At 68.8% G+C, this 26,795-nt stretch carries 24 protein-coding genes; 10 read left to right on the forward strand and 14 right to left on the reverse strand.

Going from position 1 to position 26,795, the window contains the following annotated elements; all coding sequences use genetic code 11:
* Positions 1-25: 25 nt before the first annotated feature.
* Positions 26-2,050, reverse strand: coding sequence for a threonine--tRNA ligase (thrS, locus tag ACWDV4_RS23690; protein WP_449982449.1), 2,025 nt, complete (start codon positions 2,048-2,050; stop codon positions 26-28).
* A 114-nt stretch (positions 2,051-2,164) separates the two neighbouring features.
* Between thrS and ACWDV4_RS23695 the strand changes: the two genes are divergently transcribed.
* The 5 genes from ACWDV4_RS23695 (at position 2,165) to ACWDV4_RS23715 (ending at position 8,172) form a co-directional block, all read left to right on the forward strand.
* Positions 2,165-3,310, forward strand: coding sequence for a class I SAM-dependent methyltransferase (locus tag ACWDV4_RS23695; RefSeq protein WP_449982452.1), 1,146 nt, complete (start codon positions 2,165-2,167; stop codon positions 3,308-3,310).
* Between the two features lie 223 nt (positions 3,311-3,533).
* Positions 3,534-3,914, forward strand: a complete 381-nt coding sequence (locus tag ACWDV4_RS23700) for an SCP2 sterol-binding domain-containing protein (RefSeq protein WP_449982455.1) — start codon at positions 3,534-3,536, stop codon at positions 3,912-3,914.
* The gene (locus ACWDV4_RS23705; protein WP_449982458.1) at positions 3,911-5,989 is read left to right on the forward strand and encodes an amylo-alpha-1,6-glucosidase; all 2,079 of its coding nucleotides are present in this window, start codon (positions 3,911-3,913) and stop codon (positions 5,987-5,989) included. The genes ACWDV4_RS23700 and ACWDV4_RS23705 overlap by 4 nt, the downstream gene beginning before the upstream one ends.
* A 72-nt stretch (positions 5,990-6,061) precedes the next feature.
* Positions 6,062-6,751, forward strand: coding sequence for a response regulator transcription factor (locus ACWDV4_RS23710; protein WP_449982460.1), 690 nt, complete (start codon positions 6,062-6,064; stop codon positions 6,749-6,751).
* A 29-nt stretch (positions 6,752-6,780) separates the two neighbouring features.
* On the forward strand, positions 6,781-8,172 hold the full coding sequence (locus tag ACWDV4_RS23715) for an ATP-binding protein (protein ID WP_449982463.1): 1,392 nt from the start codon (positions 6,781-6,783) through the stop codon (positions 8,170-8,172).
* A gap of 269 nt (positions 8,173-8,441) precedes the next feature.
* On the opposite strand, the gene ACWDV4_RS23720 is transcribed toward ACWDV4_RS23715, so the two are convergent.
* Positions 8,442-9,467, reverse strand: a complete 1,026-nt coding sequence (locus tag ACWDV4_RS23720; protein WP_449982465.1) for an adenosine deaminase — start codon at positions 9,465-9,467, stop codon at positions 8,442-8,444.
* Between the two features lie 232 nt (positions 9,468-9,699).
* On the opposite strand from ACWDV4_RS23720, the gene ACWDV4_RS23725 reads away from it, so the two are divergent.
* The gene (locus ACWDV4_RS23725) at positions 9,700-9,906 is read left to right on the forward strand and encodes a hypothetical protein (protein WP_449982468.1); all 207 of its coding nucleotides are present in this window, start codon (positions 9,700-9,702) and stop codon (positions 9,904-9,906) included.
* Between the two features lie 250 nt (positions 9,907-10,156).
* Here ACWDV4_RS23725 and ACWDV4_RS23730 read toward each other — a convergent pair whose 3' ends face one another.
* The 7 genes from ACWDV4_RS23730 to ACWDV4_RS23760 form a co-directional block, all read right to left on the reverse strand.
* Positions 10,157-10,360: a cold-shock protein gene (locus ACWDV4_RS23730; protein WP_011905669.1), complete on the reverse strand. Its 204-nt coding sequence runs from the start codon at positions 10,358-10,360 to the stop codon at positions 10,157-10,159.
* A gap of 355 nt (positions 10,361-10,715) precedes the next feature.
* The gene (locus ACWDV4_RS23735; RefSeq protein ID WP_449982666.1) at positions 10,716-10,976 is read right to left on the reverse strand and encodes a DUF4235 domain-containing protein; all 261 of its coding nucleotides are present in this window, start codon (positions 10,974-10,976) and stop codon (positions 10,716-10,718) included.
* An 8-nt stretch (positions 10,977-10,984) separates the two neighbouring features.
* Positions 10,985-11,305: a DUF3618 domain-containing protein gene (locus ACWDV4_RS23740; RefSeq protein WP_449982472.1), complete on the reverse strand. Its 321-nt coding sequence runs from the start codon at positions 11,303-11,305 to the stop codon at positions 10,985-10,987.
* Complete coding sequence (locus tag ACWDV4_RS23745; protein ID WP_449982475.1) at positions 11,302-11,739, reverse strand: phage holin family protein; 438 nt, start codon at positions 11,737-11,739, stop codon at positions 11,302-11,304. The genes ACWDV4_RS23740 and ACWDV4_RS23745 overlap by 4 nt, the downstream gene beginning before the upstream one ends.
* A 173-nt stretch (positions 11,740-11,912) precedes the next feature.
* Positions 11,913-13,109, reverse strand: coding sequence for a mechanosensitive ion channel family protein (locus tag ACWDV4_RS23750; protein ID WP_449982478.1), 1,197 nt, complete (start codon positions 13,107-13,109; stop codon positions 11,913-11,915).
* A gap of 123 nt (positions 13,110-13,232) precedes the next feature.
* Entirely contained in the window at positions 13,233-14,054 is an 822-nt protein-coding gene (locus tag ACWDV4_RS23755) for a DUF1206 domain-containing protein (RefSeq protein ID WP_449982481.1), read from the reverse strand.
* A gap of 58 nt (positions 14,055-14,112) precedes the next feature.
* Positions 14,113-14,466 (reverse strand): hypothetical protein, encoded by a 354-nt coding sequence (locus ACWDV4_RS23760; protein ID WP_449982484.1) that lies wholly within the window; start codon positions 14,464-14,466, stop codon positions 14,113-14,115.
* 106 nt (positions 14,467-14,572) lie between these two features.
* Here ACWDV4_RS23760 and ACWDV4_RS23765 point away from each other — a divergent pair, with 106 nt between their 5' ends.
* Positions 14,573-14,857: a GNAT family N-acetyltransferase gene (locus ACWDV4_RS23765; RefSeq protein WP_449982486.1), complete on the forward strand. Its 285-nt coding sequence runs from the start codon at positions 14,573-14,575 to the stop codon at positions 14,855-14,857.
* A 55-nt stretch (positions 14,858-14,912) separates the two neighbouring features.
* Here ACWDV4_RS23765 and ACWDV4_RS23770 read toward each other — a convergent pair whose 3' ends face one another.
* Complete coding sequence (locus tag ACWDV4_RS23770) at positions 14,913-16,451, reverse strand: glycoside hydrolase family 3 protein (protein WP_449982669.1); 1,539 nt, start codon at positions 16,449-16,451, stop codon at positions 14,913-14,915.
* Between the two features lie 227 nt (positions 16,452-16,678).
* On the opposite strand from ACWDV4_RS23770, the gene ACWDV4_RS23775 reads away from it, so the two are divergent.
* The 3 genes from ACWDV4_RS23775 to ACWDV4_RS23785 all read left to right on the forward strand — a co-directional run bounded on the left by ACWDV4_RS23775 (position 16,679) and on the right by ACWDV4_RS23785 (position 18,427).
* Positions 16,679-16,813 carry a hypothetical protein gene (locus tag ACWDV4_RS23775; RefSeq protein WP_449982489.1) on the forward strand — a complete coding sequence of 45 codons (135 nt, stop codon included), beginning with the start codon at positions 16,679-16,681 and terminating at the stop codon, positions 16,811-16,813.
* A 138-nt stretch (positions 16,814-16,951) separates the two neighbouring features.
* Positions 16,952-17,902, forward strand: coding sequence for a TIGR03557 family F420-dependent LLM class oxidoreductase (locus ACWDV4_RS23780; RefSeq protein WP_449982492.1), 951 nt, complete (start codon positions 16,952-16,954; stop codon positions 17,900-17,902).
* Between the two features lie 81 nt (positions 17,903-17,983).
* Positions 17,984-18,427: a hypothetical protein gene (locus ACWDV4_RS23785; protein WP_449982495.1), complete on the forward strand. Its 444-nt coding sequence runs from the start codon at positions 17,984-17,986 to the stop codon at positions 18,425-18,427.
* Positions 18,428-18,493: 66 nt separating this feature from the next.
* Here ACWDV4_RS23785 and ACWDV4_RS23790 read toward each other — a convergent pair whose 3' ends face one another.
* The 4 genes from ACWDV4_RS23790 to ACWDV4_RS23805 all read right to left on the reverse strand — a co-directional run bounded on the left by ACWDV4_RS23790 (position 18,494) and on the right by ACWDV4_RS23805 (position 26,602).
* Positions 18,494-20,218, reverse strand: a complete 1,725-nt coding sequence (locus ACWDV4_RS23790; RefSeq protein WP_449982498.1) for a tetratricopeptide repeat protein — start codon at positions 20,216-20,218, stop codon at positions 18,494-18,496.
* An 818-nt stretch (positions 20,219-21,036) separates the two neighbouring features.
* Positions 21,037-22,179 (reverse strand): CU044_5270 family protein, encoded by a 1,143-nt coding sequence (locus ACWDV4_RS23795; RefSeq protein WP_449982500.1) that lies wholly within the window; start codon positions 22,177-22,179, stop codon positions 21,037-21,039.
* Between the two features lie 37 nt (positions 22,180-22,216).
* A complete protein-coding gene (locus ACWDV4_RS23800) occupies positions 22,217-22,759 on the reverse strand; it encodes an RNA polymerase sigma factor (protein ID WP_449982503.1) in 543 nt (180 codons plus the stop codon).
* A 144-nt stretch (positions 22,760-22,903) separates the two neighbouring features.
* Positions 22,904-26,602: a S8 family serine peptidase gene (locus ACWDV4_RS23805; protein ID WP_449982505.1), complete on the reverse strand. Its 3,699-nt coding sequence runs from the start codon at positions 26,600-26,602 to the stop codon at positions 22,904-22,906.
* Positions 26,603-26,795 lie beyond the last annotated feature (193 nt).

Raw genomic sequence — 26,795 nt, forward strand, 5'->3', positions numbered from 1 at the left:
CTAACTCGAAACACCTAACAGCAAACTACTCAGCGGACGGGCCCGCGTTGGTACGGGAGCGAACCACCTCGACGACGTGGGCCACCGCCTCGGCCAGCGGTACGCCGTTGCGCTGCGAGCCATCCCGGTAGCGGAACGACACCGTACCGGCCTCGACGTCGGCGTCACCGGCGATCGCCATGAACGGGATCTTCTGCTGCTGGGCGTTGCGGATCTTCTTCTGCATCCGGTCGTCGGAGGCGTCCACGTCGGCCCGGATGCCCTCGGCCCGCAGCGCCGCCACGAACTCGTCCAGGTAGCCGGTGTGCTCCTCGCGGATCGGGATGCCGACCACCTGCACCGGTGCCAGCCAGGCCGGGAACGCCCCGGCGTAGTGCTCGGTGAGCACCCCGAGGAAGCGCTCGATCGAGCCGAACTTCGCTGAGTGGATCATCACCGGCTGTTGCCGGGTGCCATCCGCCGCCTGGTACTCCAGCCCGAAGCGGGCCGGCTGGTTGAAGTCGTACTGGATGGTCGACATCTGCCAGGTCCGGCCGATGGCGTCGCGGGCCTGTACGGAGATCTTCGGGCCGTAGTAGGCCGCGCCACCCGGATCCGGGACCAGCTCCAGGCCGGTCTCCAGGGCAACCTCCTCCAGCACCCGGGTCGCGTTCTCCCACTCCTCGTCCGAGCCGATGAACTTGTCCGACTTCGGGTCTCGGGTGGAGAGCTCGATGTAGAAGTCGTCCAGGCCGAAGTCGCGCAGCAGCCCGAGGATGAAGTTCAGCAGGTGCCGGATCTCGCCCGGGGCCTGCTCCGGGGTGACGTAGGAGTGCGAGTCGTCCTGGGCGAAACCCCGCACCCGGGTCAGGCCGTGCACCACGCCGGACTTCTCGAAGCGGTAGACCGAGCCGAACTCGAACAGCCGCAGCGGCAGGTCCCGGTACGACCGCCCGCGCGAGCGGTAGATCAGGTTGTGCATCGGGCAGTTCATCGCCTTGAGGTAGTAGGCGCTGCCCTCCAGCTCCATCGGCGGGAACATCGTGTCGGCGTAGTACGGCAGGTGGCCGGAGGTCTCGAAGAGCCCCTGCTTGGAGACGTGCGGGGTGCCGACGTACTCGAAGCCCTCCTCGATGTGCCGGCGACGGACGTAGTCCTCCATCTCCCGCTTGATCACCCCGCCCTTGGGGTGGAAGACCGGCAGGCCCGAGCCGAGCTCGTCGGGGAAGCTGAACAGGTCCAGGTCGCGGCCGAGCTTGCGGTGGTCGCGGCGGGCCGCCTCCTCCAGCAGCTTCAGGTACGCCTTGAGCGCGTCCCGGGTCGGCCACGCGGTGCCGTACACCCGCTGTAGCTGCGGGTTCTTCTCCGAGCCGCGCCAGTAGGCGGCGGCCGAGCGCATCAGCTTGAACGCCCCGATCAGCCGGGTGTTCGGCAGGTGCGGCCCTCGGCACAGGTCGGACCAGCAGACCTTGTCCTCGTTGGCGGCGAGGTTGTCGTAGATGGTCAGCTCACCGGCGCCGACCTCCATCACCTCACCGGCGTCGAGCCCGGCCCCGACGCCCGCCTCGGCCCCCTTGACCTCGATCAGCTCCAGCTTGTAGGGCTCGGTGGCCAGCTCGGCTGCTGCCTCCGCCAGGCTCTCGAAGCGCCGCCGGCGGAACCGCTGCCCGGACTTGATGATCTCCTGCATCCGCTTTTCGAGCTTGGCCAGGTCCTCGGGCTGGAACGGCTTGTCGACGGCGAAGTCGTAGTAGAAGCCGTTGTCGATCGGCGGGCCGATGCCGAGCTTGGCCTCGGGGAAGATGTCCTGCACGGCCTGGGCGAGCACGTGGGCGGTGGAGTGCCGCAGCACGTTGAGCCCGTCCGGCGAGTCGATGGCGACCGGTTCGACCGGGGTGTCGGCCTCCGGTGTCCAGTCCAGGTCACGCAGCCCGCCGTCGGGGTCGCGGACCACCACGATCGCGGTCGGGCCGCTGGTGGGCAAGCCCGCCGCGGCCACCGCGTCGGCCGCCGTCGTCCCGGCCGCGACGACGACGGGGTCGACCACGACAGGGGTACGGGGTGCGGACACGATGACTCCTTCAATCGGGACGAAAAGGACGACGCCCTGGTTCGGCACCTGCGATGTTATCGGTCGTGTTTTCAACGCCCTCCGCGGACGCGACTGCAGCGCTACATTGACGCCGTGGGAACATCCGACCTGGTCGACTCGCTGCAACGCAGGTACGTGCGGTACTTCGCCGCACGACCGGCGCTCCCGTTCGCCGTAACGACCAACGGCGGACCGGCGCACCGGTTCGGCAGTGGCGATCCGCTCTTCACCATCAGCGTCGCCGACCCGCGTGGCGCGAAGGCGCTCGCCGATCTGGACCAGTTCGGCGTGGCAGTCGCCTACCTACAGGGCTGGCTCGACGTCGAGGGTGATCTCGCCTCGGCCCTGAAGATGCGCGCGTTCTTCTCCGACTTCCATCCGATGGCCTGGCTGGGTCGCTTTCTGCCCGCGGTCGTACGCGGCGGCCGGCAGGAGGATGATCGCCGGACCATCTCCCACCACTACGACGAGGACTCGGAGTTCTTCCTCACCTTCCTCGACACCCGGCACCGCTGCTACACCGAAGGCGTCTTCGCCTCGGACGACGAGCCTCTCGAAGACGCGATGACCCGCAAGATGGACCTCGCCCTGGACGCGATCGGGGTACAGCCGGGCGACCACGTCCTGGAGGTTGGTGGTGGGTGGGGTGCCTTCGCCGAGCACGCCGCCCGACGGGGGGTCAACGTCACCACGACGACGCTGTCGAAGGAGTCGGAGCGCTACCTCACCGAGTTCTTCGACCGGGAGCAGCTGCCGGTACGGGTGATCCGCAAACACATCTTCGGCTACACCCCGGACCGGCGCTTCGACGCCATCGTCAACATGGGGGTCACCGAGCACCTACCCGACTACCGCACCACGCTACGCAAGTACGCCGAGGTCCTGCGGCCGGGCGGCCGGGTCTACCTGGACGCGCTGGCGATGCGCCGCAAGCACGCGGCTTCCACGTTCATGAAGCGGTACATCTATCCGGGGGCCTCCGCCCCACTGCTCCTGCACCAATACCTGCGCCAGGTGGCCCGTTCGCCGTTCGAACTGCTCAGTCTGGACGACGACCGGCACAACTACTACCTGACCTGCCGGGAGTGGGCGCGCCGGCTGGACGCCGCGCGGGAGGAGATCGTGGCTCGCTGGGGTGAGCCGCTCTACCGACGCTTCCGCCTCTTCCTGTGGGGTTCGGCCGCCGGTTTCGACACCGGGTTGGTGCAGGCCTACCGCTGGACCCTCCGCCTGCCCTGATCCCGTCGCCGCCGCCGGGTCGCCATCGACCTGCCGGTGCCGGGTCGCCATCGACCTGCCGGTGCCGGGTCGCCATCGACCTGCCGGTGCCGGCTCGCCACCGACCTGCCGGCGCCCCAGGTCGGGCCGGACGTTTAGGAGTGCCCGGGTCGGCTATACCGCCGCAGCAGCGTGATCGACGTGAGGAGACGCTGGGCTGGCTTCGGCGACGGAGGGTTACCCGATGGCAGGTCCGACCGAGGAGTTCTTCAACGGGCTCCATCAACGCCGGATAGATCTACTCCCCCCGGATGTCACCGGGACGCTTCGGTTCGACCTTGCCACGGACGCGGGCACGGACCGCTGGTTCGTCACCTTCAACGAGCAGAACGTATGGGCCTCACGCGAGGGAGAACGGGAGGCCGACTGCGTGGTCTACGCGGATCAGGCGGCATTCGACCGGATGATCAGCGGGGAGACGCAGCCGGCGTCGGCGGTGTTGCGTAACGAGGTCTCCTCCCGGGGCCGCCTGCCCCTGTTCATCCACTTTCTGCGACTCGTTCCCGGGCCGCCCAACGCCCGGCATCCCCGAGCGATGGTCGACGCGGAGCGGAGGCAGCGATGACGACAGATGATCTTGTAAGCATCATCGACGGCAGCAGCTTCGTCGTCAGCGACCGGCGCGGTGATATCGACGCCTCCCCCAGCGTGCCGACCGGGATGTTCCTGTACGACACCCGGTTCCTGTCCAAGTGGCATCTGACGGTCGATGGCGAACGGCTCAACTCGCTCTCGGTCGACGACGTCCAGTACTTCGAGACCCGGTTCTTCCTGGTGCCGGGCGAGCCGACCCACTACGTCGACGCGAAGGTGTCGATCATCCGCCAACGCAACATCGGGGGAAGTTTCAACGAGCACCTGACGGTGCTCAACCACAAGAACGAGCCGATCGAGCTGACCATCCGGATAGAGGCGGCCAGTGACTTCGCCGACCTCTTCGAGATCAAGGACATTCAGCACAAGAAGGGGCGGTCGTACGCCCGGGTGGAGAACGGCCTGCTTCGCCTCGGCTACCAGCGGGAGAATTTCCGGCGCGAGACGCTGATCTCGGCATCGGAGTCGGCGCAGTTCGACGAGGCGGGGCTGACCTTCCAGGTACGGATCGAACCGCACGACAGCTGGGAGACCGAACTGCGGGTCGACACCCGGGTGGAGGCGGCCGGGGGACGGGACATCCGCGAAGGGATGAGCCACTCACCCGAGTGGATCAAGGCGACCATGCAGGAGAAGCTCGACGACTGGCTGGCGGGCGCCCCGACACTCAACTGCGACTCCGAGGCGCTGGCCACGTGCTACCGGCGGAGCATGATCGACCTTGCCGCGCTGCGCTACCAGCCGCTGGGTGCCACCGGGCAGACCATGCCCGCCGCCGGACTGCCCTGGTTCATGGCGCTCTTCGGCCGAGACAGCATCATCACCAGCTACCAGGCGCTTCCGTTCGCCCCGGAACTCGCCCACACGACACTGCGGGTGCTGGCGTTGCTGATCGGCACCCACCTGGACGACTTCCGGGACGAGGAGCCGGGCAAGATCCTGCACGAGATGCGTAACGGGGAATCGGCGGCCTTCGAGGAACAACCCCATTCGCCGTACTACGGCAGCGCCGACAGCACCCCACTGTTCCTGATCCTGCTCGATGAGTACGAGCGCTGGACCGGCGACGGTGCCCTGGTTCGGGAGTTGGAGACCGATGCACGCGCCGCGCTGCACTGGATCGACGAGTACGGCGACATCCTCGGCAATGGCTACATCTGGTACGAACGCCGCAACACCAAGAACGGCTTGGAGAACCAGTGCTGGAAGGACTCCTGGGACGGGGTCTCCTACCGGGACGGCAGGTTGCCCCCCTTCCCTCGGGCCACGTGCGAACTGCAGGGCTACGCGTACGCCGCCAAGCTACGGTGCGCCCGGCTGGCCCGCGAATTCTGGAACGACCCGGCGCTCGGCGACCGGCTGGAGCGGGAGGCGGCTGACCTGAAGGAGCGGTTTCACCGTGACTTCTGGGTGGCCGACGGCGAGTACTTCGCGCTCGGCCTCGACATCGAGGGCCGCCCGGTGGACGCGCTCTCCTCGAACATGGGACACCTGCTGTGGAGTGGGATCGTTGACCAGGACCGGGCTGGAAAGATCGCCGAACACCTGGTCGGGCCGCGGCTCTTCTCCGGGTGGGGGGTACGCACGCTGGCCACGGGTGAGGGGCGCTACAACCCGGTCGGCTACCACGTCGGCACGGTGTGGCCCTTCGACAGCTCGATCGCCGCGGCCGGTCTCCGCCGGTACGGCTTCGCCGAGGAGGCGGGGCTGATCGCCGAGAGCATGATCGACGCCTCGCGGTTCTTCCACGGGCGGCTGCCGGAGGCGTTCGCCGGCTATGACCGAGAGCTGACGAAGTACCCGGTCCAGTACCCCACCGCGTGCAGTCCGCAGGCCTGGTCGGCCGGCACGCCGCTGGCCCTGCTCTGGACCATGCTCGGCCTCCAACCGTGCGGCGAGCACCTGGTCGTCGTCCCCGCACTCCCCGAGAGAATGGGGCGGATCGAACTGCTCAACATTCCCGGCCGGTGGGGACGCATCGATGCGTTCGGTCGCGGACAGGTCGGCAAGCCCGACGCGCACCACCACACGACCTATCCGGTCTGAACCCGGGACAGCGCGCCACTCGTCCCCGGGGCGGTGACGCGCCGCACCCGCCCCGGGCAGTACCGTCTCTACGTGGCCACGGTGCTCCTGGTCGAGGACGACCATGTCGTACGCGGTGCGATGCTGCGCTCCCTGGCGGACCGGGGGCACGCCGTACACGCGGTCGGTACGGCCCTGGAGGCCCTGCGCCGGGTCGCCGCCGAGGTGCCGGACCTGGTGGTGCTCGACCTCGGCCTGCCCGACCTCGACGGCGCGGACGCGTTACGGATGCTGCGCGGCATCACCGACGTCCCGATCATCATCGCCACCGCCCGGGACGACGAGCAGGCGATCGTCCGGCTGCTGCGCGCCGGGGCGGACGACTACATGGTCAAACCGTTCACCGGCGCCCACCTCGACGCCCGGATCATGAGCGTGCTCCGCCGGGCCGGACGATCCAGCCGGGAGGCACCCCCCGCCGTACATGAGGTGGGCGGGCTGCGGATCGACGTGGGCGAACGCAGCGCCCACCTCGACGGGACCCCCCTGGCGCTGACCCGGAAGGAGTTTGACCTGCTGGCCTATCTCGCCGCGCGGCCCGGCCGGGTAGTCTCCCGCCGGGAGTTGTTGGAGGAGGTATGGCGGCAGCCGTCGGTCGGCGAGGATCAGACAATCGACGTACATCTGTATTGGCTTCGTCGCAAACTGGGCGAATCCGCAGCGAAACCCCGCTACCTGCGCACCGTGCGGGGGGTCGGATTTCGGCTGGTGGCCCCGGACTGAGGCGGGCGCTGGCCTATCTCGGTGCCGGCATGAGCAGCATCGTGGCCCTGGCCTTCCTCATTCCGCTGGGAGTCGTGCTGCAACGCGAGGCGTACGAGGAGGCGGTGGCCGACGCGGCCCGGCGTAGCGCGCTGGTGGCCGGTGCACTGCTGATCGACGCCGAACCGGCGGCGGTGCAGCGGGCGATCGCCGCGAGCGGCGGCGACCCGGCGACTCGGCCGGTCGTACACGGGTTGACGGGTGAGTCCCCGACCCGGGCCCGCGCCGAGGATGTCACGAAGGCCGCCACGCAGCGCGAGCCACTGGTGACGGAGGTGCCGGGTGGGGTGGTCCGACTGGACCCGGTCCTGGTCGGCGGTCAGGTGGCGGTGATCGAGGTCTTCGTCACCCAGGCGACGCTACGCGAGGGCACCCGCACCACCTGGCTCATCCTGGTGGCGGTCGCGGCCGGATTGGTGGTGGCCTCGGTGATCGTGGTCGACCGGATCGCCGCTCGAGCGGTGGCGTCGGCCCGCAACCTGGTCCAGGCGGCCCTCGCGGTCGGTGACGGCGATCTCGACGTACGCATCCAGCCCAGCGGCCCCCGAGAACTGGCCGAGGCAGGGTACGCCTTCAACCGGATGGCCGACCGGCTGGTCACCTCCCGCACCGACGAACGAGAACTGGTGGCCGACCTGTCCCACCGGTTACGCACCCCGCTGACCGTGCTGCGGCTGGACGCCGACGCGCTGGACTCCGACGACACCAGCACCGGCTCGTTCAGCGACGCCGAACTCGACCGACGCCGGACCATCCGACGAATCCGGCAGGCGATCGCCACCCTGGAGGGCGAGGTCGACGTACTGATCAACACCACCCGCAAGACGATCACCCAGGAGGCCGGACCGGCGGTCTGCGACGTCAGCGAGGTGGTCCGGGACCGGATGGTGTTCTGGTCCGCGCTGGCCGGCGACCAGAACCGGCCACACAAGGTACTCGGCGCGCAGTTGCGCATCCCCGTACCGGTCCCCCGGGCCGAGCTGGCCGCGGCGCTGGACGCGGTGCTCGGCAACGTCTTCCGCTACACGCCGCAGGGCACCGCGTTCGAGGTGGTGGTCTCCCGGCGGGACGGCTACGTCGCGGTACGGGTCGACGACGCCGGGCCTGGCATCGCCGACCCGGACCGGGCACTACGCCGGGGCAGCAGCGATCAGGGCTCCACCGGGCTCGGACTCGACATCGCCCGACGGGTCGCCCGACAGGCCAACGGCTCGGTCAGCATCGACCGGGCCCGCCTGGGCGGGGCCAGCGTCGTGATGCTGCTGGCCGACGCCGAAGCCGCCCCCCGGCAGGTCAGCCGGTTCGGCCTGGTGGGGCGACTGGCCCGGGAACGGGACTCCAGTGGCCGCCGCTGGCCGCGAGCCCGCTCGTCGGACAATTGACCCCGGTCACCACCGGTGCCGGGCGACACGGTAAGCGGAACGATCGAGTGAAACCTTTTCGCGTTGCTCAGATCTTCCTTATATCTGAATTAACTCGGTATCGCCGCGCCACGACCGATGGCAACGTCACCGGTGATCCAAGAATGGTTCTGCCGGAACTCACCTCGACCGCCCTTTAGATCCGGCAGAGCCCGGCGCGCGCGTGGCGGGATGCGGTCCCCCACCCTCAGGTCCCGCCCCGCGCGCCCACATGAACTCGGCCTAACGGATCATTTCCCGCTGGTCTCCAGGTAGTCGTCGATCTCGCCGATCAGTCGCGCCTGCTCGGGCGCGGACAGGAACGAGGCGGAGACCGCGTCGCGGGCCAATCCGGCCACCCCGGCAGGACCGTAGCCGAGCAATCGGGCGGCGACCGCGTACTCGTCGTTGAGAGTGGTGCCGAACATCGGCGGATCGTCCGAGTTGATGGTCACCAGCACACCGGCGTCGACCATGGTCCGCAGCGGATGTTCCTCGATCGTCGGCACCGCCCGGGTACGCACGTTGGAGGTCGGGCAGACCTCCAGGGGGATGCGCTGCTGCGCCAGGTGCTCCAACAGCCGGGGATCCCGTACGGCGGAGGTGCCGTGCCCGATCCGCTCCGCACCCAACTCCCGGAGCGCGTCCCAGATGGTCTCCGGGCCGGTGGTCTCCCCGGCGTGCGGTACGGAGCGCAGCCCAGCCGCCCGCGCCTGGTCGAAGACCGGCTTGAACTGCGGCCTGGGCACCCCGATCTCCGGCCCGCCCAGGCCGAAGCTGATCAGTCCGTCCGGCCGCTGCTCCAACGCGATGCGCAACGTCTCCTCGGCCGACATCAGGCCCGACTCGCCGGGAATGTCGAAGCACCAGCGCAGGGCGATACCGAAGTCCGCCTCGGCCCGGACCCGGGCGTCCTCGATCGCCTCACAGAACGCCTCGGCGGGGATGCCCCGCCGGACATGCGAGTAGGGAGTGATGGTCAACTCGGCGTACCGGACCTGCTGCCGGGCCAACTCCCGAGCCACCTCGTGGGTGAGAATCCAGACGTCGGTCTGGTCCCGGATCAGGTCGACGACGCTCAGGTAGACCTCAATGAAGTGGGCGAAGTCGCGGAACGCGAAGTAGTCGGCGAGCGCATCGGGGTCGGCCGGCACCGGGGTCTGTCCCTCGTGCCGGGCGGCCAACTCGGCCACGATACGTGGGGAGGCGGAGCCGACGTGGTGCACGTGTAGCTCTGCCTTGGGCAGCCCGGCGATGAAGGCCGACAGGTCGGTCACAGCTTCTCCCTCTGGTCAGGTGCGGGTCTTCTTCCTCTGGCCAGATGCGGATCCGGTCAGATGCGGGTCCGGTCAGATGCGGGTCCGGGCGACGAAGAAGACGTAGGTAGTTTCCCAGCCGTCCACCGCCGAGCCGGCATCGGCCATAGTCCGGAGATCACGCCGGGTACAAGCTAGGCTCGGAGCGCTGGCCAGGACCGAATCCCTGGCCGTAAGCGTCGGAAGGAAGACAATGAAGGCTTGGCTACCGCTCACACTCGGCCTGCTGGCGGTCGTCATGGGCGCGATGTGGACGGTGCAGGGGCTGGGCCACGTCGAGGGCAGCAGGATGACCGGCGTGACCCTCTGGGCGGTGCTCGGCCCGCTCGTCGGGCTGGCCGGGGTCGGTTCCCTGATCGTCGGCCTACGCGCCCGCCGAGGTCGTACGCCCGCCGCCTGACGGCCTCAGCCGTCGAAGTCGCACATCGGCCCGACCGCCGCCCAGGCGCTGGCCCGGCCTCCGCCTGACGGCCTCAGCCATCGAAGTCGTACGGTCGCGCCGCCGCGACCTTGTTCGCACCGCCCGACACACCGCCACAGAGGCGAGGCCAGACAGTGTCGAGCCCCGCACTCGACTTGCAGTGCGGGGCTCGGTCGTCGATCCGTGGCCGGATCATCCCGTAGCCGGCCGGCAGGCGGCCGGCACCGGATCAGAGGGGGCGGACCTGCTCCGCCTGCGGGCCCTTCTGACCCTGAGCGATCTCGAACTCCACCCGCTGGTTCTCCTCCAGCGTGCGGTAGCCGCTGGTCTGGATGGCCGAGAAGTGGACGAACACGTCAGCACCCCCGCCATCGACGGTGATGAAGCCGAAGCCCTTGTCTGCGTTGAACCACTTCACGGTTCCCTGCGCCATGTGAATCTCCTTCTAAAACTGGCGGCCGAGCACGCCGTGCGGCCGATTGGCCGTTTTCGAGCAGCGGCGCCTGAGTCGGCCCCCACGAAGGAGGACTTCCCTCAACCCACGCCATCTCTCAACAGCGTGGAACAGCAAACCACGTACGCAAAAACTTCGCACAGCCTACCCGACGAAATTCTCCGACATGTGACCTGAGGACCGACGAACTTCATCACTTCCCACGCTCCCGGCGACAGTCGAACCATCACCTCGCCGAACCGTCACCCCGCTGAGCCACCACCCCGCCCTGCCAGACGTTAGGAAGGGCCCCTTCCTATACAAAAAACGATAGAAAGGGGCCCTTCCTAACACCTCAGTCGGGCCACCTGCCGGTGAGTCGACGTACCCCCACCGCACCGCCCCGGTCGACGGCTGCCTTGACCACGGCGAAGATCGCACCCTGTAGCGCTGCCGCGGCCAGGATCTCGCCCCAACCGTGGTCCTCGTCGGTGGCCTGCGGCGCTTCGCCATCGCCCGCCGTCAGCTTCCATACCTGCTTGAAGAGTGCGCCCGCGAGCACACCCGCGCCGATCCCCAGCAACATGCCCACCGGCTTGTAGACCGCCCGGTTGATGGCCTTGCTCACCTGTGCCTCCCGCGCATCACCATTATCAAGATCACGATAGTCACTGCCCCCACCGCTGCCGCGCCGACGACACCGACCGGAACGACGTTGCGACGGGCGAGTTGCCCAGCGTCCCGTACCGGTCGCCGGACCACCCCGGCCGCCCGGTCAGCCTGAAGCCGTACCCGCTGCTTGGTCTGCGCGGCGGTACTCCGCAGCCGTGCCTTCACGTCCGCCTTCGCGGCCAACGCCTCGATGGTCTCGCCCAACTCCGCGCGGGTACGCCGAATCTCGGCCTGCAACGCTTCCCGGTCACCTGTCCCGTTGTCGATCGTCATTCTGCCCGCCCCCGATCCCGCAAGGCTGAGCTGATCGTTGCCAGATCGGCGCGTACGCTCTCGACCGCCGCCGTCGGCGTCGGCGGCACCGCCCGCTGGACCTGTTTCCTACCGATCAACGCCAGGATCGCGGCCAGGGCGAACAGCGCCACCGTCACGATCAGCGCGGCGAGCCAGGCGGGCATCGCCACCGCCAACGCCAGGATGATCGTGGTAACGAGGGTCGCGGCTCCGAACAGGGCGAGGACCCCGCCCGCACCGAACAGCCCTATGCCCAACCCAGCGTGTTTCCCCTTCTCGACGAGTTCGACGCGGGCCAGCGCCAGCTCGTCGCGCACCAGTCGGGAGAGCTGCTCAGTCGCCTGTTGCACCAGTTCGGCCGTCGTCTGTTCGCCGACCGGTCGGGGGGTGGTGCCCTTGGCAGTATCGGCCATGGTGTCCTCCTTTCCTGGTACCCGAGGTCCTGTTTTCCCGTGCCCGGGGTGTATGCCCCGCCGTCGTGGCGGTCAATCCTCTACCTGATGCCTCGACCAGGGTGCAACAGATCGGCACCGCCCTGGCCCGATTGTCCCGGTCGGCAGCCCGCCCAGGGGCTCATCCGCCCAGTTCAACGCGGCGCGTCGACCGGTTCTTCTGGACCGACGAAGGTGGTGCTCCGAGCGTCACCGTCGTCACTGCCGCCGAACACTCGTGCGTCATCCGGTACGCCCTGCTCAGCCGGGGTCGGGTTCGGCCGCCGCGGCTGGACCCACTGCCAGGCGAGGTCGCTGTTCGCGTCGCCGATCTCGGTACGCGTCCGAGGCAGGGCGGTGGGCCGCTGGTCCCGGAGCCAGCCGACCAGGTGCTCGCGTACGAGGCAACGCAGGTCCCACAAACTGGGGCTGTCGGCGGCGCTGACCAGCGCCCGTAGCCGCACCACCCCGCCAACGGCGTCGGTGACCTGGAGTACGCAGACCCGACCGTCCCACAGTTCGGTGCCCTCGACGGCGCGCCGTAGCTCCTCCCGCATCGTCTGCACCGGTACCGACCAGTCCACCTCGAACTCGGCGGTGCCGAGCACGGCGGCCTGGGTCCGGGTCCAGTTCTGGAACGGCTTGGTGGTGAAGTACGAGGTGGGCAGGATCAACCGGCGGTCGTCCCAGATCTGCACCACGACATAGCTGAGGGTCATCTCCTCGATCCGCCCCCACTCTCCCTCGACCACCACCACGTCGTCGAGGCGTACCGCGTCGCTGAACGCCAGTTGCACCCCGGCGAAGACGTTGGACAGGAGGCTCTGCGCCGCCAGGGCCGCTACCGCACCGATCACACCGGCGGAGGCGAGCACACTCGCGCCGACCCCTCGCACACTGGGGAAGGTCATCAGCGCGACGCCGATGGTCAACACCACGATGGCCGCGACGGTGACCCGGCGCAGGATCCGTACCTGGGTCTTGATCCGCCGAGCCTGCCGGTTGTCCGGCACATCGGTACGGAACCGGGCCAACGCGGTGTCCTCGGTCACCAGGAGCAGGGAGGCGACCAGCCACGCGGTGGTGGCGATGACGATCAGGACCAGGATGTGCAGCAGCACCTGCCGCCAGGACTCCCGGGCGGCGTAGCCGGTGGTGGCCCGTACGGCGAACTGCACGGCGAGCGCGGTGACCGCCACCCGGAACGGGCGGTAGGAGTGGTCGGACAGTTCCCGCATCAACAGGGACCGGCGGCCGAGCGGCTGGACGAGCCGGTGGATCAACGCCACCACGATGAGGGCGATCGCGGCGGCGGCCAGCACACCGACGATCGTCCCTAGATAGGTCTGCACCGGGCAGCTCCTTCCCCATGAACCGGTACGCAGTCGAAGACCGCCCGTCGGCCGGCGACTGGCGGTCTTCGACGAAATGGGATAACGGGCAATTTAGCCCTTTTACCCCTGACTAAACCCGAGTTAGACCTTGCGATACTTCGACTGCACCAGGCAGAAAGTCGCGAAGCACGCGATCCCCAGTGCGACGAGAACGAGCAGCACCGCCCCGTACGGTTGCTCCCGCAGCGTGTGCAACGCACCATCCAAGCCCCGAGCCTTCTCGGGGTCGTAGCGCACGGCGGCGACCAGTACGAGCAGCCCGGCGATGCCGTACGCGACGCCCTTGGCCGCGTAGCCGGCCATGCCAAGGCGGCGGCTCACCTTCCGTACCTGGGCACTCATCTGCTCGGTCTTCAGGTGCCGCTCGAAGCGCTTGACCGCGCCGTAGTAGACCAGGCCGACCCCGAGGGCGGCCAGGCCCAACCCGGCCAGGCCAACCAGCCACCGACCACCGGTGGAGGCCATCAGTTGCTCGGTCAGGGCCTGCTGCTTGTCGGCGCTGGAGGAAGCAGCGTTCCGTACCACCTTGACGGCGGTCCAGGCGAAGTAGAGGTAGACGAGGGCGCGGCCGGCGGAGGTGATCCGCTCCAGCAGCCGCTGCCGGCCTTGCTCGTCACGATGGCCGACGGCGGCTTCCAGCGCCTGCCACACCGCCATCGCGACGAGACCGACGCAGATGGCGACGACCAGGAACTTCCCCAGCGGCTGAGCGGCCAGGGTACGCAGTGCACCGGACTGGTCACCCTCCTCCGTGGGCCGGTCGAAGGCAATCTGCAGGGCCAGCCAGGCAAAGAGTAGGTGGACAAGCCCGTAACCGATGAAACCGGCTCGGGCGAGGGTTTCGAGCAGGCCATTGTCCGCAGTACGGGTGGCGGCGGCCTGGGCGTCACGGGTCAACGACATGGCGTCTCAAATCACCAGTCGGCGTATTTTCCAAACGTAACCAGACCGCCCGACCGGCTCAGTTCCGGGCGATCCGCACCGCGATCGTGTCCTCCGTGACGCTCTCCAGCACCACCGACAGGCCGCCCACCTCGGCCGCCTGCTGCCCGACGGTCAGAATCAACTGTTCGCCCGCGACCTCGATGGTCGCTCTGTCGTTGTCGACACCGATCAGCTTGGCCTCGACGCCGAGCACGCTCGCCCGAGCGTCGACGCCCCGGTCGAAGGTGACGGTGCAGGCGTCGACCCCGCAGTCGGTGCTGGCACCTTCGGAACTGCAGCCGGTCAGGACGGCCAGACCGAGGGCAAGGCCAGCGAAGAGACCGGCAGTACGACGGAGGGCGGACGCCGAGGGGGACGTTCGTCGAGTCATCACCCGGCCAAGGGTACGAGGCGAATGCACGTCCGGCCCACCACGGCTGCCCCGAGTTCTGTCCGGAAGCCCCGTGACCGGGTCCCGCCGGAGGGACAATGACGCGGTGAATCTCCTGGTCGAGGACAATCCCGCCCGACACCGCTACGAGATCCTGGTCGATGACGCGTTGGCCGGGTTCATCGGCTACGAGCAGCGTCCCGGCCTGGTTGTCTTCACCCACACCCAGGTCGACGCGTCGGTCAGCGGCCAGGGGGTGGGCAGCCGGCTGGTTCGGGAGGCCCTCGACCAGACCAGGGCCCGGGGTGACCAGGTGGTGGCCCGCTGCCCGTTCGTGGCGGCCTTCATCGACCGACACCCGGAGTACGCCGACCTGCTCGCCACCCACTGACAGCTGGCCGTCACCAACTGGGCGAGGCTGTGGGCAGCCGGTCAGAAGCAGCCGGTCAGGGGCGGCCGGCGAGGATGTTTGCCGCGGCCCAGCCGCTGGCCCGGGTTGCACCGTAGGTGGCCAGATGCACGTCACCGACGATGCGTGCGGGAACGCCGAGTTCGACCACGACCGCGTCCGGCCGGGCGGCCAGCGCCCGGCTCACCGCTGCCGCCATCCAGTCGTGCCGGTGCAGGTCGCGAACCACCAGTACGAGCGGCCGGTCCCCTGCGTCGGCGACCAGGCCGGCAGGCGGCTCGCCGCCCGGTGGCAGGTCATCGGCGGCGAACCGGACGGTCGTGGTGCCCGGCAGCAGTACGGCGAGCGGGGCACCCACTCCCCACGGCGTCTCGGCCCCCATGGCGATGTTGGTCGGGGGCGAGAACTCCACCACGTGTGCCGGCCCGGTCAGCGGCAGGACGCCGTCGAGCTGCGGCAGGACGCCGTTGCGCTGCGGCGAGACGGTCACCTGTATGGCCCGACTGGCGGCCGCCGCGCCGATCGCCGAGCCGTTCGGGCCGGCACCGGTCCACTTCGGGCGGGCAGAGCGGGCCTGCATGGTCCAGGCGGCCAGCTGCTCGATGCGTTTGGCGGCCTCGGCGAGCCGCTCCTCGGGCAGCGTGCCGTTGACCACCGCCGCCACGATCGCGTCGCGTAGCCGCTGGGCGGAACCCTCGTCGGAGTGTTCCCCACCGACGCAGATGGCGTCGGCACCGGCGGCGAGCGCGTGTACGGCTGCCGCCTCGAAGCCGTACCGGTGGGTGATCGCCCGCATCTCGATGCCGTCGGTGATCACCGCCCCCTGGAAGCCCAGTTCGTCGCGGAGCAGTCCGGTCAGGATGCGCCGGCTCAGGGTCGCTGGGCGACGGGGATCGAGGGCGGGCACCAACAGGTGGCCGGTCATCACGGCCTGCACCCCCGCCGCGATCGCGGCCCGAAACGGGGCCAGCTCGCAGGCCACGAGTTGTTCCCAGGTGGCATCGATGTGCGGCACGTCCGCATGCGAGTCGACGTTGGTGTCCCCGTGCCCGGGGAAGTGTTTGGCGCACGCGGCGACCCCGGCGGCCTGGAGCCCCCGGATCCACGCGGCGGTGTGCCGGGCCACCAACTGTGGGTCGGCACCGAAGGACCGGACACCGATGACCGGGTTGTCGGGGTTGGAGTTGACGTCGGCGTCCGGGGCGTAGTTGAGGGTGATCCCCGCCTCGGCCAGTTCGGCACCGAGGTCCCGGGCGACCTCCTCGGTGAGCTCCGGATCGTCGATGGCACCGAGGGCCAGGTTGCCTGGCCGGGAGCTGCCGTGCCGAGACTCGAACCGGGTGACGTCGCCCGCCTCCTCGTCGATCGCGATGAGAAGATCGGGGCGTTCCGCCCGCAGCGCCGTAGTGAGGGCGGTGACCTGCTCCGGAGAGTCCACGTTGCGGGCGAAGAGTACGACTCCGCCCAGCCCTTCCCCGAGCCAGCGCCGTACCCAGGCTGGCGGGGTCGTGCCTTCGAACCCGGGCTGTAGAACCGTGCCGGCCAGGCTCCTCAGGGCGTCCAACGAAGTACTCATCCGGTGTCGTTCCCCCGTGATCCGCAGGATCTCTCCCCCACCACGGTCGAGGCGGGCTGGTGCCATGGTCACATCGACACCAACAATAGTCAATAAACTTTCCTATTACTGTTGGCGCGCTCCCACCGGAACAAATCGTCACATCGCGGCCCAGCCGGGCTACCGCCCTCAACTTCGCCGCACCGGCACCCTCGCGCCGCGCTGGGGACCCGTGCGAGAGTGCCAGGATGCGACAGATCGTCCTGGCCGCCGAGGAAGTCAGCTGGTACGACGTGCCCGGCGTACAACTGCTCGGGGCCGTACTCGGAACACTGCTCCTGCTCGCGGCGATCCGTTCCATGTTCGGCCGAGGAGGTCGCTGACTCCGCAACCAGCTCCCAGGCCACGCGCACCAGCCTCCCAGGTAAGGCATCAGCGGCCCCGATCCGGGTATCACGTCCGGTATCGGACACCGCGCCCGGGCACACAACATCGCGCCCCGCGCCTGCGAGGAGGACCAGATGCGGATCGGCTATTTCCTGTCCAGCGAGGAATTCACCCCCGCCGAGTTGCTGGAACAAGCACGCGGTGCCGAGAAGGCCGGTTTCCAGGCGCTGTGGATCTCCGACCACTACCACCCGTGGACCGACAGCCAGGGACAGAGCCCGTTCGTCTGGTCGATGATCGGCGCGCTCAGTCAGGTGTGCCGGCTCCCGGTCACCACTGCGGTCACCTGTCCGACGACGCGGATCCACCCGGCGATCATCGCCCAGGCGGCGGCCACCAGCGCCGTACTGCACGAGGGGCGGTTCGTCCTCGGCATCGGTACCGGGGAGGCACTCAACGAGCACATCCTCGGCGACGCCTGGCCCAACACCAACGTACGGCTCGAGATGCTCGAAGAGGCCGTCGAGGTGATCCGCACACTGTGGAAGGGCCGCTTCGTCAACCACCGGGGCCGGCACTACACGGTCGAACAGGCCCGGATCTACACCCGACCAGAGACTCCGCCCCCGATCTACGTCTCCGGCTTCGGCCCCAAGTCGACGGATCTGGCCGCCCGCATCGGCGACGGCTACCTCTGCACCATTCCGGACGCCGATCTGGTGAAGCGGTTCCGCGACGGCGGGGGCGGCGACAAGCCGTGCCAGGCCGGGTTCAAGGCCGCGTACGCCGACAGCGTGGACGAGGGGGTGCGGATCGCGTACAAGCGCTGGCCCAACGGCGGAGTGCCGGGGGAACTGTCCCAGGTGCTGCCCTCCCCGCGCCATTTCGAGCAGGCGTCGCAGCTGGTCAAGCCAGAAACGATGGAAGAGGTCTTCGTCTGCGGCAAGGATCCGGCCGGCCACCTGGAAATGATCGACCAGTACGCCAGGGCGGGCTTCGACGAAATCTACGTCGCCAACATCGGCCCGCACTACCAGGGCCTGTTCGATCTCTACGCTCGGGAGGTCCTGCCCCGGCTACGCTGACCGCCGCACCGCCACCGCTCTGCTCCACTACGGACTGGGTAGGGGTACTCATTGCCTGTGGGAGCCGGTCGGGAGAGGGTCGTGGGTGTGACTGAAGAACACAACGCCCACCAGAAGCCAGACTCCGCCCTGCTCTGGGGGGCTCTCGTCGCGGTGGGCACGGCGGTCGTCTACGGCGCGCTCTTCGCCTGGGACCAGCACAAGGACCTCGACCCAAAGACCATGTCCGAGTCCGGCCCGTATGAGGCGTGGCAGGTCATTGTCGCCGTACTCCTGCTCGGCCTGCTCGCGTTCGTCGCCGGCCGCCGGGGTCGCCCCTGGGTGGCCACCATCGCGCTACCGGTGGTGTTCACCGTCTGCTTCGCCGTCGACGCCGCCACCGGCCCGGACGCCGACGGACTGTGGATCATCGGCGCGATCCTGGTCGCGCTCGGCACGCTGGCCGGCACGGCGGCGGTAGCCGGACTCGGCGCGTTCCTCCGCACCCGCGCGCTGGGCCACGGTACGCCTTCGCAGCACCCCTGATCTGCTTGCTTGTTAGGAAGGGCCCCTTCTTAGGCAAAAAGCGATAAGAAGGGGCCCTTCCTAACGTCAAATGGTCGTGGCGCGGCGGCAGCGGGCCAGTTCCGTACGCAGGTCGCGACGCAGCGCCCGGTCCAGGCCGGGCTGGGCGAGTGCATCGGTGAAGTCGCGGGCCGCCTCGTCCCACCGTCCCAACCGCATCAACGCCGTACCCCGGTTGTAGCGAGGCTCGGGTGCCGGCGACAGCGCGATCGCCCGGTCGAGGTCGGCCACAGCGGCGGCCGCGTCCCCCCGGTCGAACCGGACCGCGGCCCTATTCGTCCAGGCCTCGACCAGCTCTGCATCCTGGGCCAGGGCCCGGGTCAGCAACTCGTCGGCTTCGGCGAGGCCGCCGCGCTCGGAGCGGATCAGTCCGAGGGTGCACAGCAGCGCCGGTTCTTGCGGAGTCTGCTCCAGCCCGGCCCGCGCACCAGCCTCGGCCGCGTCCAGCGCACCACGTTCCAGGTGCAGGTTGACCAGTGCGATCCGGGCGTCGAGGTGCCCCGGATCGATGGCGAGTACGCGCTCCAGATCCTCCTGCGCCCGTGCGACCCGGCCCCGCTCCTGCTGGAGTACGGCCCGGTTGTAGTACGCCTCGGGCAGGTGCGGTCCCAGCCGGATGGCCGTGTCGTAGTCCCGGATCGCAGCCTGGGTCCGGCCCGCTGCCCGATACAGGGCGGCCCGATCCACGTAGTACTCACAGTTGTCCGGATCGTCGGCTATGACGGTGTCGAGTTCGGCCAGGGCCTGCGCTGGATCTCCCAGCGCCAGGTACACCTGGGCCCGGTTGTGGCGCAGCCGGGCCAGGTCCTGCCGACGCTCACCGGGAGCGAGCACCGCCGTCAGCCGGGCCAGCCCGTCGTCGATCAGCCGTAGCGCGCGACCGGGCTCCTCCGCACGGCTGTCCAGCAGCGCCAGACCCTGCTCGTAGAAGACCGTGGAGAGTGTCCGCTGTCGCGGATCGGCCAGTCCGGTGGCGAGCGCGACCGCCTGTTCCAGCCAGTGCCGCGCCTGCGCCGGGTCCTGCTCGGCTGGCGGCAGGTGCCGGGCGTAGAGCATGGCCGTGGCGTACGCGGCCGACATGGTGATCTTCGGATCGTCGGTGACGGTACGCGTCTCGTCGTAGAGGGCCAGCGCTTCGGCAGCGTGCTCCAGCGCCACCAGGGCGGTGGCCAGGCCAGTGGTGAACGCCCACCAGTGCCGCAGGTCGCCGTCCGGGCTCACCATGCCGCGCCCGCGCCGGCCGGTCCGGGCGGCGTGGTGGTAGAAACCCCGGGCCAGGCTGTCGCCCAACGCCGTACGCAGTGTCTCCAGCGTCGGGTCGACCGGTGTCGACGGGTCGGGGCCACCGTCGCGCAGCTCCAGGCGCACCAGCGGCGACTCGATCCGCCGGGTCAGTGTCGCCAGCAGCTCGCTGGTGGTCTCGTCAGCGCTGTCGACGTGGTCGAACCGTACCGTGACCGGCTGCCGAAGCGTCTCTGCCCAGACCGCCACGAACTCGGCTGCGCCGTAGGCCAGGTAGGCGGTGCGCCGGGCCGGGTGGAACCGGATCGGCTCCTCCTCGGCAGCGGGGCGGGAGGACGGGTCCAGCCAGGGTGCGATGGCGTACAGCTCGACCTGGTGGCGGGATGCCAGGCGGGGACGGTCGGCGGCGAGCTGGCCGAGAAAGGCGGCGACCCCGGCGTACGGGCCATGGTCGCGGTGACAGTCGTAGGTGGACGGCTCGCCGGTCACGTCCGAGCCCGATCGCCGCACCGACGGGCCGTACGCCCCAGGGGCGGGCGCCCGGGGACGCCCGCCGTGCCGGGAGTTACCAGCACCACTCGATCCAGAGCCGACGGGCACCGGACACCAGACGTAGTGCGCTCTTACGACGGATGGTCATCTTCTTCATGAAGCACCTCCATTGTGATCCATCTCCGGACTGGCCCAGAGCGTAAACCCGATCAAGGGAAATATGAAGACTGTTCGTTGACGCACTCGCACAGTCAGCGGATTCATTACGCACCGCCACCGATCTGGTCAGCACACGGCGACCGGGGCGAACGCGAGTGGGTACGCCGTCATTTCTCAGCATTCCATGTCCGCTTCGAACCAATGAGAGTTAATCAACAAAAGTCATAGGATCACTCAACAGGAGAGGTCAAATCACCCCAAGATCGGTCACCCCGGAAGGAGTCGACCGATGCCGTCGCGTCGACTACCCAGCGAATACTCCACCAGATAGCAGACGCCGACAGACAATCGTTGTTGCAGATTCAGCCAACGATCCGTCCGCTCGTCACATCGACAGAAGTTCGTAACGCGTCCCGAGACTCGCTCGGCAGGAAAAAGATAATCACTGCCGACTGCCGACCTGCTGCCGTTAGAGCCGGCCATGTTGCGTCAATTCTTTCTGCGGCGAACAAGGGATTTCTGGCCGGCACTGCGGGATCCGGGAGTGCCGGATCGACTCGGCGGCAAATGGTCGGTGCCGGTAATCGTGGAACCCACCTCGGGCGCTGTCAGGAAGGGCCCCTTCCTATGCAGAAAGCGATAACAAGGGGCCCTTCCTAACACTCAACAGGCGGTACTCACGCCTTACCGACCGCATCGACGGGGCGGGACTCGATGACCCGGGTCCAGGTCTCGTCGACCTGCCCGACGTTGGAACGGGTGCCGACGAACCGGAAGCTGACCGGGTCGAGAACGATTTCCGTCCGCTCCTTCCCCTTCATCGGATACGTGAGGGCGATACCTGAGTAGGCACCGAGCTTCACCTCGCCCTCGACGCGTTCGATGCCGGGCAGTTTGGCGACGGCCCGGTAGAGCGCGGCCTTGAGTTGGGGCGGAATGATCGGGTCGTAGTTCTGGAACAGGTCGGCGACCAGGCCGAAGGCGTAGGCGTCCACCGACGGCTCACCGGCCGGGTCCTTTTCGGCCCGACTCGTGGCTGCCGAGCGCAGCACTGCCAGCAGTTCATCGGGATTGGTGGGCAGGCTGGCAAGGTACTCGGAGGTCAACCGCCGCTCGGCGAGGCTCGGCCCCTTCGCCTTCAGTTCGGCCTTCCCGGCGGCGTACTCCTTGTTGGCCCGCTCGTACCGCTCCGGCTGGCCCTTGAGCAGTCCCGCCTGCTCGGCAATCGCCCGGTCCTGCGGGGTGAGCGGCCGGACGGTGGTGTGCTCTCCGCGCAGTTTCACCAGGTACATGCCCTGCGGATCCAGCCAGCTCTCGCTCCACCCCTCGTAGCGCAGCCGCACCTCTGCCATGCTGCCCCACGGTCCGCCGCTGTAGCTGCCGGTGTTACTCGACTCGGTTCGCAGGTAGACGTACTGCCCCGAACGGATGGCAACGGCCGGGGCGAGGGCCGCCTGTTGCGCGACGAGTTCCAACACCAGGACCGCGCTGGTGTCCGGGCCGATGCGGGAATTGTTCGAGCCGCCCCCGGGCGAGGTCGCTGCCGGGCGCGCGTCGCCCAGGTCGAGCACACCCGTCACCACCACGACACCACCGGCCAGGCCGGTCAGTGCCAGCGTCGCTGCCAGGTGCACCAGGGGCCGACGGCCACGGACGACCGCGACCGGCCGGGCAGTAGCGTCACGGTGCAGCGTCCCATTGAGTACGGCGTGCCGCATGCGATCCCTGGCATCCGGGGAAGCCCCGGTCTGGCCTTCTCGAAGGCCAGCGAGCAACCGCAGTCCGGAGTCATCCGGATCGGTCGACTTTTGTCTGTTCATGATTTTCTCCATCACGGTACGAGCACCCGGCGGATGCTCAGGTGGAGGGGACGTAGTGGCTGGGTAGGGCTGACCGGAGCTTGGCCTTGGCGCGGTGCAGCCGGGATCGGACGGTGCCCGGCGACAGCGCCAGCGCGGCCGCGAGGTCCGGGTAGTCCAAGCCGGCCCACACGTGCAGCAGGAGTACGTCCCGCTGCGCGCGGGGCATGGCCGCGAGCGCCTTCGCCAACGACTGGGTGGCCGCGAGTGCGTCCACCCGGTCGCCGACCTGATCGGCGAACGACTCGGCGACCTGCCGCGCGCCATCAAGCGGATCCTGTCCGGCACGGGCGAACGCCCGCCAGCCTCTGGCCTCGCTCCGATGGTGTTTGCGGAGCAGGTTGGTCAGGATGCCGAGCAGCCACGGGCGCGCGTTCGGGACGGTGACGTCGTACCGGTCGCGGTGGGCGAATGCCACCACGAACGTCTCGGCGACGAGATCCTCGGCCAGCTGCCGACCGACGCGGCGGGCGCAGTAGTCGAACAGCTGATCCGAGTACCGCTCGAACAGTTCGCCGAACCGCTCGGGCGGCCCTGTCACCAGAGTCGCGTCTGAGCGGTCCGTCAACAGAGTCCCGTTCGAGCGGTCCGTCAATAGATTCGCGGCTGAGCAGTCCGTCACGGACGTGGTCACCGGGCCCCTGTTGTCTGTTGCGAGGTTCATCTCTGTCGTGCCCCGCATTCGCTACTGGCCCTGGCCGATGGCGTACGCCCGAAGCACGCTCTGCTCGACGGTGTTACCGTCCGCGTCGGCTGCCTTGATGCGCAGTGAGGCATATCCGGTGCTGGGATGCACGACGCCCACGATCCAGTGGTTTCCGGCCCGCGTGACGATGGCCGACCGCCAGGTACTCCCGTCGTCGTAGGAGACGTCCACGGTGAGTGAGGTGACCTTCACCTGGTCGGCGCCCTGCCGGGTCACGTAGGCGGGGAAGGTGAACAACCCACCCGGGGCCCGGTTGCACAGGTCCACGGTGGGGTCGAGCCGCACCGTGAGCAGGGGCAGGGCTTTCGCGTCGTCAGCAGCGGAGGACTTGAACGTCCACGCCGCAGTCACCTTCGTCCACAACTTCCACCACTCGGCCGTCCGGCTGGCCTCGGCCGTCAGCCGGTACGCCCCTGACGAGTCGGGCACGTCGAAGCGCGCGTAGTCCGGCGACGGACTGGTGTCGACCAGTTGCCCATCTCGGTAGAGGCTGATCGAGCCGGTGTCGACATCGGGTATCGGCAGCCGCGGTCGCCCGGCCGAGTCGCCGTACATCGGCAGCATCATGTCGAACGCGTTCCCCTCCCGCCACGCCCACGGTTGCCGCTCTCGGGCAGGGAACGCCGGGCCGGCCACGGCCTTGTTCCAGACGATTCGTTGGCTCTCCCCGGCCTTCAGTACCCGTACCTCGGACGCTTGCAGGTCCTGCACCGACCAGTTGAATTCCCAGGTGCCGGGAGTGAAGTACTCGGTGCGCTCCTGCCCGGCCTGTACCGGCAGCGATCGCCCGGAGCCGGCCGAGCCCAGAGAGTTCTCGTACGCCGCTACCGAGTGCCCGACGTTGCTTCCGTTGTCGTGGTATGCCGTCCGCACCGCCACCAGATCCTGGGTCCGCGGTCGGTGCACCTGGGCCGTGTCCAGCTTCGCCGGCACCCGATACACCAGTTCGTAGCGCTGCTTCGGGAACGGCCGGCTGGCGTACGACGTCTGCACCTGGCCCGCCTTGACCAGCGCGGCGAAGCGCGCCGCCGTGGGTCCCGTGCCGTACAGCGTCGGTAGTGCCGGCGGGGTGGCCGGCGGTTTTTCGGACAGCACCTGCGCGAGGACGACCAGTACCAGCTTCGCGCCGGCCGCCCTGATGGCGGTGATTCTCGCCCAGATCTCCGCAAAGGTGGTGTCGCCTGACACTTCGACCAGCACCAGCTTGCCCTTGGCGTCGATTCTGGCCAGTTCCTCCGGTGTACCGCTGCCACCGTGCACCGCGGCGAGCGTCTCCTGCGCTGCCGGCTGCGTCAGACCGTCCAGCCAGTCGACCGGGATCTCGAACGGCTGGTCGGTACCGGCAGACAGTTCCACGATGGGCTCGTGTGCGCGGCGCGACAGTCCGAAGCTGAAGCTCGCCGAACTGGTGCCCGGCACGGTCGCCGCGTACCACTCGTGGAACCGTGGATCGCCGCTCATGGAGGTGGTCCACGTGCACCCGTCGCAGCCGCTGATGGCACTGATGGCGCTGATGTTCTGCGTGCCGCCGCGAGCAGCCGGGTCATCGGAGGTGATGGCCACCGGCTTGCCGTCCCTGGCGTCCAGGGTCTGCACGATGTCACGATCGACGGTCAACTCAGGGTGAGTGATGTTGCTGAACGATGGCTCTTGGCCGGCGCGGGGGGTTTCGATCGTGCCGCGAATCGTGTACCGGCCACGCGTCACCCGGAACGTCTCCCCAGCGCGGCCCATGAAGGCGTTTCGGGGGTCGTCCAGGTCGATGACTATCACGTTCTCATAGTCGACCTGTGGCGCCTGGGCGCCGTCGCGAGCGACGAGGTTGACCGTCAGGTCGTACCGCTCCTCCTCCAGGTAGACCGACAACGCCGTACGCGTCGTCACCGTCCCGTCCGCACTGCGACCGGTGAGTATGCCGCTGTAATGGCCCGTCACACCGTTCTGCCCGGTCATCGTGATCTCCACCGGCGCTTCGCCGCCGGCCGGAACGGTCACGGTGTCGACCGGCAACGTCACCAGCCCGGCCGGAGCCGGCTGCCCGTCCCGCCCGGTCAAGGCTGTGGACAGGGTCAGCGTCACCGGCGTCGTACCGGAGTTGCGCCACATGATCGTCTGCCGCTTCGACGTGCCCTGCTGCGACCAGGCAAAGAACGCCGATGCGCTGCCGGTCGCGGTGACGGGCTGACCGGTAGCCCGGGCCACGTCCACCCGGCCCGTGCCGACCGCGTACGGATCAGCGCCCGGAACTTCGGCGGCGGTGCTCATCAGCGCCGCCTTGAGTTCCGCCGCCTTCCAGTTGGGATGCTGCTGTGCCAGCAGCGCGGCCGAACCCGCCACGTGCGGCGCGGCCATCGAGGTCCCGCTCATCCGCTGGTACGCGTCCCCCACCGGGTCACCAGCCGCAGGAACTCCCGCCGGACGGGCAGCAGCGATGTCCTCACCGGGCGCGGCCAGATCCGGCTTTACCGCCCCGTCCCCATAGCGCGGACCCCGACTTGAGAAACGACTGGGCACGTCACTGGTGCTCACACTGCCCACCGCTAGCGCGGCATCGGCCGACGCCGGTGTGGACACCGTCTCGTCGCCACCGAAGTTGCCGGCGGCAACGACGAACAACGTTCCGTGGTCGCGGGTCAGCTCGTTGAGCGCCACGGACATCGGGTCCGTGCCGTCGCTGGGTCTGTTGCCCAGACTCATGTTGACGACCCGGGCACCGACCTCCACCGCCGCCCACTGCATCCCAGCGAGAACGGCATCGAAATTTCCCGATCCGGAGTCGTCGAGCACCTTCCCTACTGCGAGTCCGGCACCGGGTGCCACCCCCTGGTAGCTACCGTCAGCGGCCGCACCCGAACCAGCGATGATCGACGCGACGTGCGTGCCGTGGCCATTCCCGTCCTCGACGCTGCCCGTGCCGGAGAAATCCTTCGAGGTGGCGACCTTCCCGGCGAAATCCGGGTGGTCCAGGTCGATGCCGCTGTCCAGCACCGCCACCGTCACCCCGGTACCCGTCTGGCCACGGCCCCAGGCGACCGGAGCCCCGATCTTCGGCACGCTCTGATCCAGGTTCGCCTGGACCTTGCCGTTGAGCCACACCCGCTGGATGCCCCCGGTGAACCCACGTTCACCCGAACGCACCTGGCCCCAGAACCGGGGCGCGGTGGCCTTCTTCTCGTCGAGGGCCGCCATCGCCACACCCGGCAACGACCGCCGTAGCTCCGTACCGGCCGGCGCGGCGGCCCGCGCGACGTTCGTGGTCTTGGCGTACTGCACCAGCAGCGGGATCTCCGTCGCGCGGGCATCGTCGTAGCCCTGCCGGATCAACCCGGCGACGTTGAACAACTCCCGATCCAGCACCCCGTCCTGGACCAGGCCGGCGGCGTCATGGGGTAGGACGTACCGGTCGCCATGCTGGGTGAACTCATGGAACTGGGTCAGGCCAAGCCGGGGGGCTGCGTCGATCATCAGGTTGGTCCGACCACCGGCGTTGCGCACCAACACCCGATCGCCGGTGATCAGGGTCACCCACGTTCCCCCACCCCCGTTGGCGATCTGCGTCGCCGGTGCCGTGGCCGACCCGGCACCGGCGGGCGCGATCACGAGACCAGCGGCGACGAGCACCGCAGCCAACGCGGCGGACCTGCTCGCCAGCGGGGAACGTCTGCTCCGTCTTCTCATCCTTATCCTCACGTCGCGGGGCCGGCTGGCTCCCACCGAAGGCAGCTCGCCTGCGGGGCCGGCCGGCAGGGCGTAGGTGCCGCCCTGCCTGTTGTTGCCCGGACGGGTACGGGAGGTTCCCGAGCAAATTCGCGAGGTCCCCGAAGAAGTGCCGGAGAGGGTCTGCCGACACGAGCCATGGCTGATCGGCGAG

This window comes from Micromonospora sp. NPDC003197, assembly GCF_053590565.1.